Origin of the sequence: Methylophilus aquaticus (assembly GCF_030769565.1) — a bacterium.
Classification (GTDB): domain Bacteria; phylum Pseudomonadota; class Gammaproteobacteria; order Burkholderiales; family Methylophilaceae; genus Methylophilus; species Methylophilus aquaticus.
Genome location: NZ_JAVCAP010000006.1, coordinates 44,427 through 58,990, shown reverse-complemented (window position 1 = coordinate 58,990; position 14,564 = coordinate 44,427). Strand labels below are relative to the sequence as shown.

At 46.8% G+C, this 14,564-nt stretch carries 11 protein-coding genes, 1 tRNA gene and 1 pseudogene; 3 read left to right on the top strand and 10 right to left on the bottom strand.

The window, feature by feature from the left end; genetic code table 11:
- On the top strand, nt 1–304 hold a 304-nt coding region (locus Q9291_RS03980; RefSeq protein ID WP_306388711.1), incomplete at its 5' end, for an integrase core domain-containing protein.
- A gap of 145 nt (nt 305–449) precedes the next feature.
- Here the strand turns inward: Q9291_RS03980 and Q9291_RS03975 are convergent.
- Nucleotides 450–539: transfer RNA gene (locus tag Q9291_RS03975), tRNA-Ser, on the bottom strand.
- Nucleotides 540–873: 334 nt separating this feature from the next.
- Between Q9291_RS03975 and exaC the strand changes: the two genes are divergently transcribed.
- Nucleotides 874–2,394 (top strand): acetaldehyde dehydrogenase ExaC, encoded by a 1,521-nt coding sequence (gene exaC, locus Q9291_RS03970; RefSeq protein ID WP_306388726.1) that lies wholly within the window; start codon nt 874–876, stop codon nt 2,392–2,394.
- Between the two features lie 88 nt (nt 2,395–2,482).
- Complete coding sequence (locus Q9291_RS03965; protein WP_306388710.1) at nt 2,483–2,860, top strand: DUF779 domain-containing protein; 378 nt, start codon at nt 2,483–2,485, stop codon at nt 2,858–2,860.
- 47 nt (nt 2,861–2,907) lie between these two features.
- Here Q9291_RS03965 and cheZ read toward each other — a convergent pair whose 3' ends face one another.
- The 9 genes and pseudogenes from cheZ to Q9291_RS03920 all read right to left on the bottom strand — a co-directional run.
- Complete coding sequence (cheZ, locus tag Q9291_RS03960; RefSeq protein ID WP_306388709.1) at nt 2,908–3,531, bottom strand: protein phosphatase CheZ; 624 nt, start codon at nt 3,529–3,531, stop codon at nt 2,908–2,910.
- 59 nt (nt 3,532–3,590) lie between these two features.
- Nucleotides 3,591–3,989, bottom strand: coding sequence for a chemotaxis response regulator CheY (gene cheY / locus Q9291_RS03955; RefSeq protein ID WP_306388708.1), 399 nt, complete (start codon nt 3,987–3,989; stop codon nt 3,591–3,593).
- A gap of 110 nt (nt 3,990–4,099) precedes the next feature.
- Nucleotides 4,100–5,170: a protein-glutamate methylesterase/protein-glutamine glutaminase gene (locus Q9291_RS03950; RefSeq protein ID WP_306388707.1), complete on the bottom strand. Its 1,071-nt coding sequence runs from the start codon at nt 5,168–5,170 to the stop codon at nt 4,100–4,102.
- 20 nt (nt 5,171–5,190) lie between these two features.
- A complete protein-coding gene (cheD, locus tag Q9291_RS03945) occupies nt 5,191–5,799 on the bottom strand; it encodes a chemoreceptor glutamine deamidase CheD (protein ID WP_306388706.1) in 609 nt (202 codons plus the stop codon).
- On the bottom strand, nt 5,796–6,695 hold the full coding sequence (locus Q9291_RS03940; RefSeq protein WP_306388705.1) for a CheR family methyltransferase: 900 nt from the start codon (nt 6,693–6,695) through the stop codon (nt 5,796–5,798). The genes cheD and Q9291_RS03940 overlap by 4 nt, the downstream gene beginning before the upstream one ends.
- Before the next feature lie 45 nt (nt 6,696–6,740).
- Complete coding sequence (gene fae, locus Q9291_RS03935; protein WP_306388704.1) at nt 6,741–7,370, bottom strand: formaldehyde-activating enzyme; 630 nt, start codon at nt 7,368–7,370, stop codon at nt 6,741–6,743.
- Nucleotides 7,371–7,427: 57 nt separating this feature from the next.
- Nucleotides 7,428–10,040: a methyl-accepting chemotaxis protein gene (locus Q9291_RS03930; RefSeq protein ID WP_306388703.1), complete on the bottom strand. Its 2,613-nt coding sequence runs from the start codon at nt 10,038–10,040 to the stop codon at nt 7,428–7,430.
- Nucleotides 10,041–10,490: 450 nt separating this feature from the next.
- Nucleotides 10,491–13,676 (bottom strand): methyl-accepting chemotaxis protein, encoded by a 3,186-nt coding sequence (locus tag Q9291_RS03925; RefSeq protein ID WP_306388702.1) that lies wholly within the window; start codon nt 13,674–13,676, stop codon nt 10,491–10,493.
- Between the two features lie 468 nt (nt 13,677–14,144).
- Nucleotides 14,145–14,564 (bottom strand): annotated as a pseudogene (locus tag Q9291_RS03920) (methyl-accepting chemotaxis protein); the annotation flags it as partial.

The window sequence follows — 14,564 nt, the reverse complement described above, 5'->3', positions numbered from 1 at the left end:
TACAGATCAGGGATGTCAGTTTACCAGCCTGGAATTTACCAGCTTGCTCAAGGCGCATGACATCAAAATCAGCATGGATGGCAAGGGCTGTTGGCGAGATAATGTATTTGTAGAACGCTTGTGGCGCTCAATCAAATACGAGGAGGTTTACCTGCATGCTTATGCCAGCGTCACTGCGGCGAAACAAGGATTGGAAAGATACATCGCAAAATACAACCGCGACCGCCCGCACAGTTCGCTTGACAGGCTGACGCCGGATGAGTTTTACTTTAAACACCTGCCCGCAACACCCAAGGCAGCTTAAACAGAATCGCAAGATATTTCACTTAAAAAAGCAAACATTCTGTCCAACTAAACGGGGCCACCTCTGCCTTTTCATTACTATAGGTGTATATACCCTCTTATAGTAAAAACATTCCAAGTCTTAATTAGCAGAGTATTTTATATGTTGGCGGAGAGAGAGGGATTCGAACCCTCGATAGAGTTGCCCCTATGCCACCTTTCCAGGGTGGTGACTTAAACCGCTCATCCATCTCTCCGAAAGAAGGCGCGATTATAGCCCATAACGTAATGGCCGCCAAATAATTTATGTGTTTGTTGAATCTCTATGGCATCGGATTATTTAAGCAATAATCGCATTGATCCCGTTGATTTATATCAGTGGTCAGATATCTTATATATCATCAAAAAGTGTCGGGAAAAAGCTTGATTTTGTCCTGCTTAAGGGTTAATGTTTAACACACTAACAAATGCTTGAAGCCTTATTTTATAAGGCTTCGCCAATTGTTTAGCGTGATATTGAATTGCGGTTCGATAAAGCGGTTTGGAGAGCAGTTCTGCTATAACATTTATATAAAAAGTACAGGAGTGAATATGAGTTTGGATCTTTTGAAGGCCATGGGTGTAAAAGTCCCTTACAAGGCAAAATACGACAACTTTATCGGCGGTAAATGGGTTGCACCTGTCAAAGGCGAGTACTTTGATGTCATTTCACCCATTACAGGTAAACCTTATACGCAAGCAGCGCGCTCAAGTGCAGAAGATGTCGAGTTGGCTTTGGATGCAGCCCATGCCGCGGTTGATAAATGGGGGAAAACTTCTGTTGCAGAACGTTCAAACCTGTTGCTGAAAATTGCTGACCGGATAGAGCAAAATCTGGAATTGATAGCCACCGCTGAAACCGTTGACAATGGTAAACCGATTCGCGAAACAATGAATGCTGACATTCCGTTAGCTGCTGACCATTTCCGTTATTTTGCTGGCGCATTGCGTGCACAGGAAGGTTCACTTAGCGAGATAGATGAGTCAATGGTGGCCTACCATTTTCATGAGCCATTAGGCGTTGTCGGTCAGATTATCCCATGGAACTTCCCTATTTTAATGGCTGCCTGGAAGCTGGCTCCCGCAGTAGCGGCGGGTAATGTGGTGGTGATGAAACCGGCTGAATTCACGCCAATAAGCATTCTGATTTTGATGGAAGTCATTGCCGACTTACTTCCACCTGGTGTGATGAATATTGTAAACGGTTATGGCCGTGAAGTTGGCGCACCATTATCTAACAGCAAACGTATTGCCAAAATCGCTTTTACAGGCTCGACTGCCACCGGCCGTTTTATTGCACAAGCCGCAGCCAATAACCTCATTCCTGCCACGTTGGAGCTTGGAGGCAAGTCGCCTAATGTATTCTTTGAAGATGTAATGTCAGAAGATGATGACTTTCTGGATAAGGCAGTTGAAGGATTGGTTTTATTTGCTTTCAACCAAGGTGAAGTCTGCACCTGTCCATCCCGTGCTTTGATTCAAGAATCCATATACGATAAATTTATGGAGCGTGTCATGCCGCGCATTGCCGCTATTAAACAAGGCAACCCGCTGGATCCAAACACGATGATTGGTGCGCAGGCGTCTGAAGATCAAGTCAACAAAATTTTGTCCTACATGGACATTGGCCGCCAAGAAGGTGCTCAACTGCTTTGTGGCGGAGAACGTAATGTATTGGCAGGTAATTTGGCGGAAGGTTACTACATCAAACCTACTCTGTTCAAGGGCCATAACAAAATGCGTATTTTCCAAGAGGAAATTTTTGGGCCAGTATTAGCCGTAACAACATTTAAAGATGAAGCAGAAGCTTTGAGCATAGCAAATGATACGATCTTTGGACTTGGTTCCGGTGTTTGGACGCGTGATGGTAGTCGTGCTTACCGTATGGGTCGTGGTATCAAGGCTGGTCGTGTCTGGACAAACTGTTACCACGCCTACCCTGCGCATGCGGCATTTGGTGGCTACAAAGAGTCAGGTATAGGCCGTGAAACACACAAGATGATGCTGGACCACTACCAACAAACCAAAAACCTGCTGGTAAGCTACAGTCCGAAAAAACTGGGCTTTTTCTAAGCAGTTTTTTTGTATTTAATGCATAAAAGGGGCGAATTTTTCGCCCCTTTTTATCTCTATAATAGTACTGATTTGTTGGGAGATAACAATGACTGAAAGACTTTCTGCCACGCCCTCTGCTATCGACTTGATTGAGCAACTCACCCGGCAATATGGCGCGATTGTGTTTTTACAATCAGGTGGTTGCTGTGAAGGCAGTGGTCCCATGTGTATGCCAGCCTCAGAGTTCAAACCTAGCCCTTCAGATGTCAAACTTGGAGTATTGGCTGGGGCTGTGTTTTATATGGGCGATAGTCACTTTAGTTTTATGCAAAATACACATACTATACTTGATGCTGTTTCAGGGTCGAGTGGGTCTTTTTCTCTTGATTGTGGAACTGGCAAGGCCTTTATTACACGAGGAAGAGTCTACACGGACAAAGAGTTGGCTACATTGACTGCTGTAGAGCGTGTTGGATATGTATAAAGATAAAAGGCATCGTCACGACGATGCCTTTTTCAACTACATGGGTTTTAGAAGCCCAAACTATCCAGCAAGTCGTCAACCTGCTCCTGATTTGACACAACATCTATTGTATTATGGGGATCGATTTGTGGTCCATTAAGCAATGAGTCTTCATCTTTTTTGGCGGTAGGCGCAAAATCAACCAGTACCTGAATCAATTGACGCTCAAGATCTTGCGCTAAGGACGTTATTTTTTTAATGACTTGGCCAGTTAAATCCTGGAAATCCTGTGCCATCATGATGTCCATCAACAATGCTTTGGTAGTGGCGGTGTTCTTGTCAGTCAACGTTAAATAAGCCAAGGTTTCTTCCACAGTAGCATTGTATTCAGACTTTAATGATGGCCGTTCGAGAATTGCCTTCCATTTATCCTGTAATGCACTCGCTTGCTCTGCAAGGCTGGTTTGTAATGGTGTCGCCTCATCTGTTGCATTCAATACACGTTCAGCGGCTTGCTCCGTCATTTTTGCAACGTAATTGAGCCTGTCTCTGGCATCAGGAATTTCTTGAGCGACTTGTTCCAATACCTTGTCATAGCCCAGTGCACTTAAATTATCATGTAGTGCACGGGTCATATGACCAATCCGGCTGATCATCTCTTCTTGTTGGTTTTCGTTGAGGCTTTGCATCATGGCAGAAGCGACTTCTGTCACAAGTTGGCCTGCATTCTGATTGACAGCCTCTGTCATGATTACACCTCGCCTTTTTCCATTTTCTCAAAAATTTTGGTGAGTTTTTCTTCAAGCGTTGCAGCGGTAAACGGCTTTACAACATAGCCACTGGCCTTGGCCTGTGCTGCTGCAATAATGTTTTCCTTTTTGGCTTCTGCTGTCACCATGAGCACGGGTAAAGAAGACAGCTTGGCATCGGCGCGAATGTTTTGCAGCATAGTCAAGCCGTCCATATTCGGCATATTCCAATCAGAAACAACGAATTCAAAATCGCCATTTCTTAGCTTATTCAAAGCATCTGCACCATCCTCAGCTTCTTCCACATTGTTATAGCCCAACTCTTTCAACAAGTTGCGCACAATCCTGCGCATGGTGGAGAAGTCATCTACCACTAAAAATTTAGTATTTGGATTAGCCATTTGTTACTCCACTATCATTAGTTACATATCCCATACCGTACATTATCAATCTTGTCATAGACCATTTTATCGTCAATAAAGCCGGGATTTACCTGTTTATTCGGATGCATCTATACCCGCATCGCCCGCTCACTGTTAGTTGTCAGATAGTTAATAACCAGCTTCGGCAGATCTTTTAGGTGTGCGACCTCATGCACGCCCCCTTGGGCAACTGCTTCGCGTGGCATTCCATAGACCACACAGCTTTCTTCGTTTTGTGCAAAATTGTAAGCACCAGAGGACTTCATACGCACCATCCCTGCTGCACCGTCTTTACCCATGCCGGTTAAAATCACCCCTATAGCGTTTTTACCCGCATTCACGGCAGCAGAATCAAACAATACATCCACAGATGGCTTGTGTCTGTTGACAGGTTCATCATCTGATAATCGCGTAACATAGTTTGCGCCACTTCGGGCCAATAGTAAATGTTTGTCCCCAGGGGCAATGTAGGCATGTCCGGGTAAAACTCGCTCGCCATCAGCCGCCTCTTTAACTGAAATTTTGCAAAGGCTATTCAAGCGATCAGCAAACGATTTTGTAAAGCCGGCTGGCATGTGCTGCGTGATTAAAATACCTGGGCAATCGGAAGGCATTTGTAGTAAAAACGACTTAATAGCCTCGGTGCCACCGGTGGATGCACCGATAATCAATAACTTTTCACTACTGATGAGTGGGTTGCGTAAAGCACTTTGCTGAACATACGAGCTGGTCGCCTTGGCAATATTCTGTAAGGTGCTAATTTTAGCCTTGGCTGCCGTACGTATTTTGTCTGTAATTTCATCGGCATACTGTTGCATGCCCTGAGCAATGCCCATTTTAGGTTTAGTCACAAAGTCAGTCGCGCCAAGCTCCAGTGCACGCAAGGTAATTTCAGAGCCTTTTTCAGTCAGCGTTGAAACCATCAACACCGGCATAGGCCGCAAACGCATGAGCTTTTCCAGAAAGTCCAAACCATCCATACGTGGCATTTCAACATCCAGTGTCAACACATCCGGATTCAGCTGTTTAATCATTTCACGTGCGACCAGTGGGTCTGGCGCCGTGCCAATCACTTCAAGATCTTTAGTATCATTAATGATTTCTGTGAGTAAACTGCGAATCAATGCAGAGTCATCAATCACCAGCACCTTTGTTTTCATACATCCCCCTGCATGCAAAATTAGAACAAATCAACGTCACCAGCCACATCATTGGTTTTGAGTTTGCTGGAGTAAGCTTGTTCACGTTTGACTAATGTGTAGTTATTCAGTTGTTTCAGTTTTTTGACCAGTACTTTTCCGGTTTTTGGAAAGTAGTACACCTTGCGTGGATAGATATCCAGCAGGTCTTCACCTGTCACTCTGATGCCTTCATCCTTCAAGTACTTGATGACAAAAGCCGCATTTCGATCACCGACCATATTGGTTGTAAAGCTGCGCAATACATTGCCGCCACCAAAAATTTTGGCTTCCAGATTTTCACGTCTGGCGCCATTGCGCAGCAACTGGTTAATCAAGACTTCCATGGCATAAGTACCATAACGCATCGATTCTGAAACTGGGCTGTCTTTGTCTGCACCGCCACCCTCAGGCAACATAAAGTGGTTCATACCACCAATGCCTGTTTTGGTGTCACGAATACAGGCAGACACACAGGAGCCCAGCACCGTGACAATCAACATGTCTTTATCGGTGTAGTAATATTCCCCTGGTGAAATTTTTGCTGCCTCACAATTGAAGGTTCTATCAAAATAGAGGGTATTCGAAATTTCTTCTTGCATCACACTCATGATGATTTCCGATTCGTAAAGAGGCTAGAACGTGCCACGCCATTTGTTTTAAGTTTGTATACGGTTTTGCCTAATAACTGCAAATGGTCCGAGACATACAAAAAGTTCTCGGAGTGTCCGGCAAACAACAGGCTATCGGGATGCATGAGTGTCGCGAATTTATCGATGATTTTTCCCTGTGTCGGTTTGTCAAAATAAATCATGACATTGCGACAAAAAATCACATCGAATCCATCATTAAATGGCCATTGCTGATCTAACAGATTTAACTGTCTGAATGAGATCAACTCACGTACAGCCCGCTTAACCCTGACCATGCCTTCCTGTTTGCCAGTGCCTCTTTCAAAATAATGATGCACTCGCGATTCTGACGTTTTTTTGACACGGTCAACCGGGTAAATACCTGCAGCTGCAGTTGCCAAGACATTGGTGTCAATGTCTGTAGCGATAATTTCTACCGGTGGTTTCAGCGAGTTAAAGGCTTCGCAAGCCGTTATTGCAATCGAATAAGGTTCTTCCCCGGTCGATGCGGCTGAACACCAGATACGAATAGGTTTTGACAGCTTATGCGCCGCCAGTTTGGCTAAATGCTCTGCCAAGATTGGAAAATGATGCTCTTCCCTGAAAAATGAAGTCAGGTTAGTGGTCAATGCGTTAGTAAACGCCTGCCACTCGTCCGAATGCTGGTTACTTTCCAAGGCATCCAGATAATGCTTGAAATTGTGCATGTCCAGTGCGCGTAAGCGCCGACCAATCCGGCTATACACCATGTCCGTCTTTGCATCGGATAATGAAATGCCTGCATGCTTGTAAATCAATCCCTTGATTCTAACGAAATCATCTTTAGTAAATGTAAATTCACGCGCTTCAAGTTCTTGTTTTTTTAATGCACTCACGTCATCATCCTCTGCAAATCCGTGGACAGGTCACTGCCTACCTGATTAAGCTGACTTTACCAATTTGCTGCGCTCTTTCATTTGCGCAATCGCCAAAGCAACAGCCTTGTCTTCAACACGGCGGTTTTGTGCTTCTGGTGTTTTGGCAGCAAATGGGTGCAAGGCTTCCTTATACTGTTTCACAACATCGGCCGCTTTAGGCTCACGGTTTACAGCACTCTTGATCGCCATTTTGGTTGCGCGATAGTTCCAGTCCTGAATACGGTCATCCATGTCAGCTTTGCTGTCGATAAACACGCCCACACAAATAAATACGTCATCGGCTTCTTCCACTGGAATCGTGCCATCGGCGACGCAATCCATCACTGCCATGGCAACGCCACGTTGCGCCGGGCCAAACATCTGTACTGCCTGGCGACCATCTTTAATGGTCACTTTGTTAAACATGACGGTGTTTGGTTTTACCATCATATTTGGCGCCGCAATCGCCAACAAACCGTTTACCCCTTGTTTTTGGTCGGTGAGCGTACGGCAGAATGCGTCTTCTGCAGCGCTACCGCGAGGGCCCATCACCAGGTCAATGTGTGCCACATTTTTCAAATCGAGGCCTGAACCATCTGGACGATCTTCAATGACCAAACCTTCACCAATTAATACACGATCAATCACTGCCATTTTAATGCTCCTAAAAAGATGAGTTTACTACTTGAATAAAGGGCTGCAATTGCCGCCCTAACCATTGCTGACTTTGCGGTAATCGTCCGCCCAGCCCGCATTTTCTGAATACTGTTTTGTGCTTGTGCCCTGCTCTTCCAGGATAAATACGCCTACAGCAGCGGCTAACTCACTGGCATGATCCATGAGCGACTCTGCAGCTGCCGCGGCCTCTTCAACCAGCGCCGTATTTTGCTGGGTCACGTCATCCATGCGAATTACGGCATCGTTAACCAGCGCAATGCCGGCACTTTGTTCGTTGGAAGCCGAAGCAATTTCACCAATAATGGTGCTGACACGTTTCACCGAGTCCACAATCTCGTGCATGGTCTGGCCCGCTTCTTCTACTTGTCGGCTACCTTCGGCGGTTTTCTTCACCGAATCATTAATCAGCTCTTTAATTTCACGCGCGGCCACTGAAGAGCGTTGCGCCAGGTTACCCACCTCAGCCGCGACGACCGCAAAGCCACGGCCCTGTTCACCGGCACGTGCCGCTTCAACAGCCGCATTCAAGGCCAGAATATTGGTCTGGAAAGCAATGCTGTCGATGACCGAAATAATGTCTTCAATTTTGAGCGCACTTTCATTGATGTCGCTCATGGTGGTCACCACCGTACTGACCACATTGCCGCCCTTCACTGCCACATCAGAGGCTTGTGCTGCCAGCTGATTGGCCTGCTTGGCGTTCTCGGCGTTCTGTTTGACGGTTGTCGCCAGTTCATCCATGCTGGAAGCTGTCCGCTCCAGATTGGCTGCCTGATCTTCAGTGCGGCGACTCAAGTCGGCATTGCCCTGCGCAATTTCTTTCGCGGCGATATTGATTGATTCAGCTGCCGCCTTCACGGTCAGCACTGGTTCAACAATCATATCCAGTGTGTTGTTCATGCCTTCTACAATCTTGCGATAATCGCCAGGATGTCTGGAAGCATCTGCACGCACTGTGACACGGCCTTCTTTAGCGGCTTCAGCGAGCATCTGCGCATCACTGTTGAGCGCTTTCAGATTGGTACGTACCTGCTCAATGGTTTGATTGATTTGTGCTTTCTGGCCGGGAAATTTTTCCAGTGGCGCATCAAAATTGCCATCCCCAAACGCTTGCACACAGGCCATGGCCTTTTGATTCAGCGTAATATGCCCTGCAACAATATGATTGATACTTTCAGCCAACAGCGAGAATTGACCTTTAAACATGTCTGCACGCAATGTCATGTCGATATTGCCCTTTTCATGTTCGGCATTGACCCAGTTGACTGAATCCACGATGCCTTTCAGATTGCCTCGGATGCGATCAACACTCTTGTTCATTGCGATTTTTTTCCCTGGCATAGGCTCCAGTTGTGCACTCAGGTCACCTCGCCCTATGCTGTCCATGACAGCAATGAACTTGTCAGTTTCGGCGACATAGGCTTGCACCATACGATTGGTACCTTCAGCAACCTGCTTAAAGTCACCATTAAATTTGTTCACATCAATGACGGTATCCAACGCACCATTCGCATGATCTTTGGCCATGGACGCAATGTCTGTGATAAGTGTTTGCACGTTATTCTTCAAGCCATCAAAGCTTTGATTCAAGCTGGCCAAATCACCAGGTAAAGGATCCAGTTGGACACTAAAGTCCCCTGCGCCCAATGACTGCAGAGACTGGCTGGTTTTATGCAAAATCTCGGCATGCATATTCAGCATACGGTTGATATCCTGAGCCATATTGCGATATTCACCTTTAAACAGCGCGACATCAATTTGCGCAGCAAGATTACCCTTGGCGTGCTCAGCCTCGACATTCGCCATTTGCTGATCCAATGTTTTCAACACCTGTTTGGCCAAATTCAGGGACTCAATCACATTGATATCGCTGACATCCTTGCCGTTGCCAAGATTGCTAAAATCCCCACGGACAATTGCCTTAGCCGCTGCCAGCGCCTCAAACGTTTCTCCACCCAGATTAATTTTAATGGCGGACACCAGTAAACTGCATACAACGATGACAAATCCGATCAATGCCGCATTCAAGCCATAATTGATCCATTCGTTTCGTTGCAGCATGATCGGCGTTTGCTGCTCGATGCTGGCAGCCCCGGAGGTTGCAAGTTTAACGACTTCATCGACAGCGTTGCGGTGTTGCTGATAAACGCCTTGCAAGTCATGCAAAGCCTGATCAATTTGCTTTTGGTCACCCGATTGCATCGCCGGCAAAAATCGCTGATCAAACACTTTGAAAAATGCAATCCCTGTATCATACAATGGGCCTGCCACTTGGGATTTCATTTTGGATTCAGGTAATGTTTGTTTCCAATACACATGACGTGCATCAAATTCTTTACGTAACTGATGGCTCTTATCAATCAGTGCCTGGTCTGGCTGGTGCGCAATCGTTGCCATTTCAAGCGCCGTTAACCAGGATTCAATCAAATATTCAGGAGGTGGCAACACATCCGCAACCAAATCTTTATGGTTTATCACTTGCTGATAATGTGGGCCATTGATTGCCAATTCACGATCTGTGCGATTGTCCAAGAAACTGGTCAATACGATCCCTGTCACCAATACAGTCAACATCAGGCCAAGTTGTGACGACAGCTTCATCTTTGAAAAGCTTCCTGCCAAGGCTTGCCATTTCTCTACAAACATGATTACTCCTAAATATTCAATCCGCGTAGCATTTTTTTATTTAACGGCTTATTAATGATGATTATTCAGCATACTCAAGTGCTTTGAATGCTGTTTAAAAGGGGAAATCACCCTCCTTTTATGTGTATTACAAACGCTTAAGAAATGAAAAATGATGTCGTTATACGCTGACTAAACATCATGGTTACCACCACAAATTAACGGATCAGCTCATCTCTCACCATTTAAAAAGGAAGGTGGGATGGCGCATCAGACGCACCCAATCATTGACTCGTAATGCGAGATTTATCCAATTATTACAAATCTTCAGCAGGCGATATTGCAAGATAAAAAGCCCGTTTACAGCCTAAATCTCAAGCGTTACCCATCCCCCAACGACACCGACTCCACCCGCGGAAAATATAAAGCCGATAGCGAGGCTATCGGCTTTATCCTTACTGATCAGGACAACTAAAACGCTTCCCATTCACCATCGTCAGTGCCTGTTTTGGCAAAGGTGCGACGACTCGCTGTTGCACTACTTGCCGTGCCACCACCACTGCCGGATTTGGGTTTGCTCGAAGAAGGTTTACTGACGTGACTCGCTGCCTTAACCCCTGAATGGTCATGGCCGGAGAATCGCTGGCGACTGACCCTGCCCTCCAGCTTGAACTGGCTGATGACCTCGGAGAGCTGGTTCGCCTGATCCACCAGCGATTCAGCTGCAGCCGCCGCTTCCTCTACCAAGGCTGCGTTTTGCTGGGTGGTTTCATCCATGCTGGTCACTGCCTGATTCACCTGATCAATACCGGTGTTCTGTTCGGCAGAGGCGGCCGAAATCTCGCTGATAATATCGGCGACACGCTGTACTGATGAAACCACTTCATCCATGGTGGTGCCTGCATTTTCAACCAGACGCGTGCCTTCTGTCGTTTTGCTCACAGAATCACTGATCAGTTCTTTAATCTCTTTGGCCGCACTGGCGGAACGTTGTGCAAGATTACGCACTTCACCCGCCACTACTGCAAACCCACGGCCCTGCTCGCCAGCTCGTGCCGCTTCTACCGCCGCGTTCAAGGCCAGAATATTGGTCTGGAAAGCAATGCCGTCAATCACCGAGATGATGTCTTCAATCTTCTTGGCACTCTCGTTAATCGCACTCATGGTCGCGACCACTTCGCTGACCACATTGCCGCCTTTCACCGCAACCGCAGAGGCTGAAAGCGCCATCTGGTTCGCCTGTTTGGCGTTTTCGGCATTTTGTTTCACTGTAGAAGCCAGTTCTTCCATACTGGCAGCGGTTTCTTCCAGGCTGGAAGCTTGCTGCTCGGTACGGGAAGACAGGTCTGCGTTGCCACTGGAGATTTCATTCGCCGCTGTGGTAATGGTTTCCACCGCTTCAGTCACGGCCACAATAGGCTCTACAATCATGTCCAGGGTGTTGTTGACCCCTTCGATAATCTTGCGGAAATCACCATTGTGTTTATTGACTTCAGCACGCACGGTAATACGCCCTTCTTTGGCGGCTTCTGACAGTAAATTGGTATCAGCCACTAACGCATTCACTGCTGAAATACTGGTGTTCAGGTTATTAATAATCAAACTGTAATCACCCGGATATTGCTCATTGATACGCGCTGGAATATGACCTTTGGCAATATTGTCCAGATATTCAGAGGCAATACTTAACGGTTTGACCACCGCATCCAATGTCCCATTCAAGCCCTGAATGACTTTACGGAAGTCACCATTGTGTTTGTCGGTATCAGCACGTGTGGATAAGCGACCCTCTTGTGCAGCTTGTGCCAGTTGGTTGGCATCTGCCACCAGTGCGTTCACAGCATCAATACAGGTGTTGAGGTTGTTAATAATCAGGCTGTAATCTCCTCGGTATTGCTCGGTGATTTTTGCGGGAATATTCCCCTTAGCCAGATTGTCCAGATAGCTGGAGGTGATGTTGATGGGTTTCACAATCGCATCCAGCGTGCTGTTCATGCCAGAGACAATTTTGCGGAAATCTCCCTGATGTTTGCCTGCGTCTGCGCGGGTCGACAATTGACCATCTACCGCTGCCAGAGAGAGCATATTGGCATCAGCAACCATACTGTTCACTGCATCAATACATTGGTTCAAGTTGTTCTTGATGGCATTAAAATCCCCTTTGTATTCCACACTGATTTTTTCAGGTACGTCACCTTTTGCAATACGGTCAACATAACCAGCAGCGACTTCCAGCGGCGTCACCACGGCATCGAGTGTCTGATTCACGCCCTCGACCACTTTACGGAAATCGCCCTGATGTTGCTGGGTATCTGCACGGGTTGATAAATCCCCTTCAACCGCAGATTTGGCCAGTGTGCTGGTATCACTGATCAATAATTTGATCGATTGCACCATGCTTTGCATGGCCGTCATTAACTGCCCTGTTTCATCTTGACTGTTCACTTCAATCAATACATCCGTATGACCGCGTGACAGATCGGTCGCGATTTGAGCGGCCTGACGAATCGGTTTTGCAATTTTTGCGGCTGAAAACCAGATAAATACGATGCCTGTAGCGGTCACTAGCAAGCCCAGCAGCAATTGCCAAATGGCCGCTTGCGTGGCCCGTTGGGTTAAATTCTGATCAAGCGCATGCGCTTCAGCCATCACCACTGCCGTTGGCACTTTAATCATTACGGCCCAGGGTTTGCCGGTACGCCCCAGGGCAATCGGCCCAAGTGCGATCATTTCACCGGATTTTTGATTGATGCTGGCGACCGCACGACCCGATTGAATGTCTTTTAAATGCTGGTCTGCGCCTTCACCTACCATATCTTTAAATGATTGACCGATCAGCTTTGGATTACGGCTGTCTGCCACAACCAAGCCCATATTGCTTACGATCACCACTTCACCTTTGCCATCAAAAAGGTTTTTGCTCGCATCTTCCGCAATTTTTTGTACGAAATCGAGATTGTAATCTGTGCCAGCTACCCCATAAAACTTGCCTTTACTGGCGATGGGCACTGATAAAGTGGTGAGCCATACAGATTTGCCCTGCACAATATACGGGAAAGGATCCAGCACACTTTCTGTATTCGTGTCGCGTGGCCCGATATACCAGCCACCTTTCATCACGCCGTTGGGATGGCGATCCATGGTGTCATATTCAACCAGCGGTTGGACTGCAATACGGCCAGTATCATCCCGGTTCCAATAGGGTGTAAATCTGCCTGTACGACTATTATTACCATCCTCCCCTGTTCTGAAGCTATCATCCTTACCGTCAAGTGCATCAGGTTCCCAGCAGGAATAGGTGCCATTAAACTCCGGATTCTGCTTAAGGACATTGAGCAACACAGCATTGATCTGACTACGGCCAAATTGCACACCCGAGCCATCCTTGGTCAAAGCAAACGTATGCGCCATGGTGCGTGCTGCATCCAGAGCAACATCAAATTTGGCCTGAATCTTACCCGCTTCAGAGCCTGCAAGATTTTTTAAACTGTCTTGTGTGCCATCATTTACCAGTGATGAGACTTTTTCGGATACTACCTCTTGGTTGTTTTTTGCTGAAATAAAAGCTGAACTCACCAGTATTGACCCACTGACGAATAATGACAATCCAGCGACCAGGACAATTTTGCCCTGAATTGAATGGATATTTAAACGCATATTGACTTCCTTATCTTAAAAAATAACAACGTTCAATTAAACTTTTTTCTTCCCAGATATTTTTTAAGCTTAAAGTCAATCGTTGACCTCTAAACCACATTTTTTATGTACGGATGCTCTTATTGGTAACCCCAGGATTAGACGCGACTGCCCACGGTCTAAACCACCAGACTGAGACGAGCGCGTCAGCGTAAAATACCTGCAATTCCATGAGCCATCCTCGGTGAATCCGCTGGAAGGCTTCACCTATGCTTTCATCTTATGACAATCAGTGTTGTTTCTATTGGCAAATAAGGCCCGGCTTTGTCATGCTATTCAATGTTGTGAAAAGGGTTTTTATAAAAGCTATTCATTCGGGGCTTGCCTGATGTATGTAAGTTTCCGACCACATTGACCATGCCCTCCAGAACAAAAAAGCCGATAGCTTGCTAGGCTATCGGCTTTTTCATGCGTGTCGGTTTTCAGTGATTAAAACTCTTCCCAGTCACCATCGTCCGTGCCTGTTTTGGCTACCGTTCGCGCAGGGGCTGGTGCACTGACTGCCACGGGTTTGGCACCGCCGCCGCCTGACATGCTCTGCGTGGATTTAGCCGTAAACGTTTTGCTTACTGTACGGCTTGTCTGCGGCGCCCGCTGGTAAGACGCTGACACACCGCCACTTTGCACACGGCCATCCAGTTTAAACTGGCTAATCACATCTGCCAGCTGGTTCGCCTGATCCACCAGTGATTCAGCTGCAGCCGCCGCTTCCTCTACCAAGGCTGCGTTTTGCTGGGTGGTTTCATCCATGCTGGTCACTGCCTGATTCACCTGATCAATACCGGTGTTCTGTTCGGCAGAGGCGGCCGAAATCTCGCTGATAATATCGGCGACACGCTGTACTGATGA

Coding starts and splice junctions, on each gene's coding strand:
- exaC (WP_306388726.1), top strand. CDS start 874: ATGAGTTTGGATCTTTTGAAGGCCATGGGTGTAAAAGTCCCTTACAAG.
- Q9291_RS03965 (WP_306388710.1), top strand. CDS start 2,483: ATGACTGAAAGACTTTCTGCCACGCCCTCTGCTATCGACTTGATTGAG.
- cheZ (WP_306388709.1), bottom strand. CDS start 3,531: ATGATGCAAAGCCTCAACGAAAACCAACAAGAAGAGATGATCAGCCGG.
- cheY (WP_306388708.1), bottom strand. CDS start 3,989: ATGGCTAATCCAAATACTAAATTTTTAGTGGTAGATGACTTCTCCACC.
- Q9291_RS03950 (WP_306388707.1), bottom strand. CDS start 5,170: ATGAAAACAAAGGTGCTGGTGATTGATGACTCTGCATTGATTCGCAGT.
- cheD (WP_306388706.1), bottom strand. CDS start 5,799: ATGAGTGTGATGCAAGAAGAAATTTCGAATACCCTCTATTTTGATAGA.
- fae (WP_306388704.1), bottom strand. CDS start 7,370: ATGGCAGTGATTGATCGTGTATTAATTGGTGAAGGTTTGGTCATTGAA.
- Q9291_RS03930 (WP_306388703.1), bottom strand. CDS start 10,040: ATGTTTGTAGAGAAATGGCAAGCCTTGGCAGGAAGCTTTTCAAAGATG.
- Q9291_RS03925 (WP_306388702.1), bottom strand. CDS start 13,676: ATGCGTTTAAATATCCATTCAATTCAGGGCAAAATTGTCCTGGTCGCT.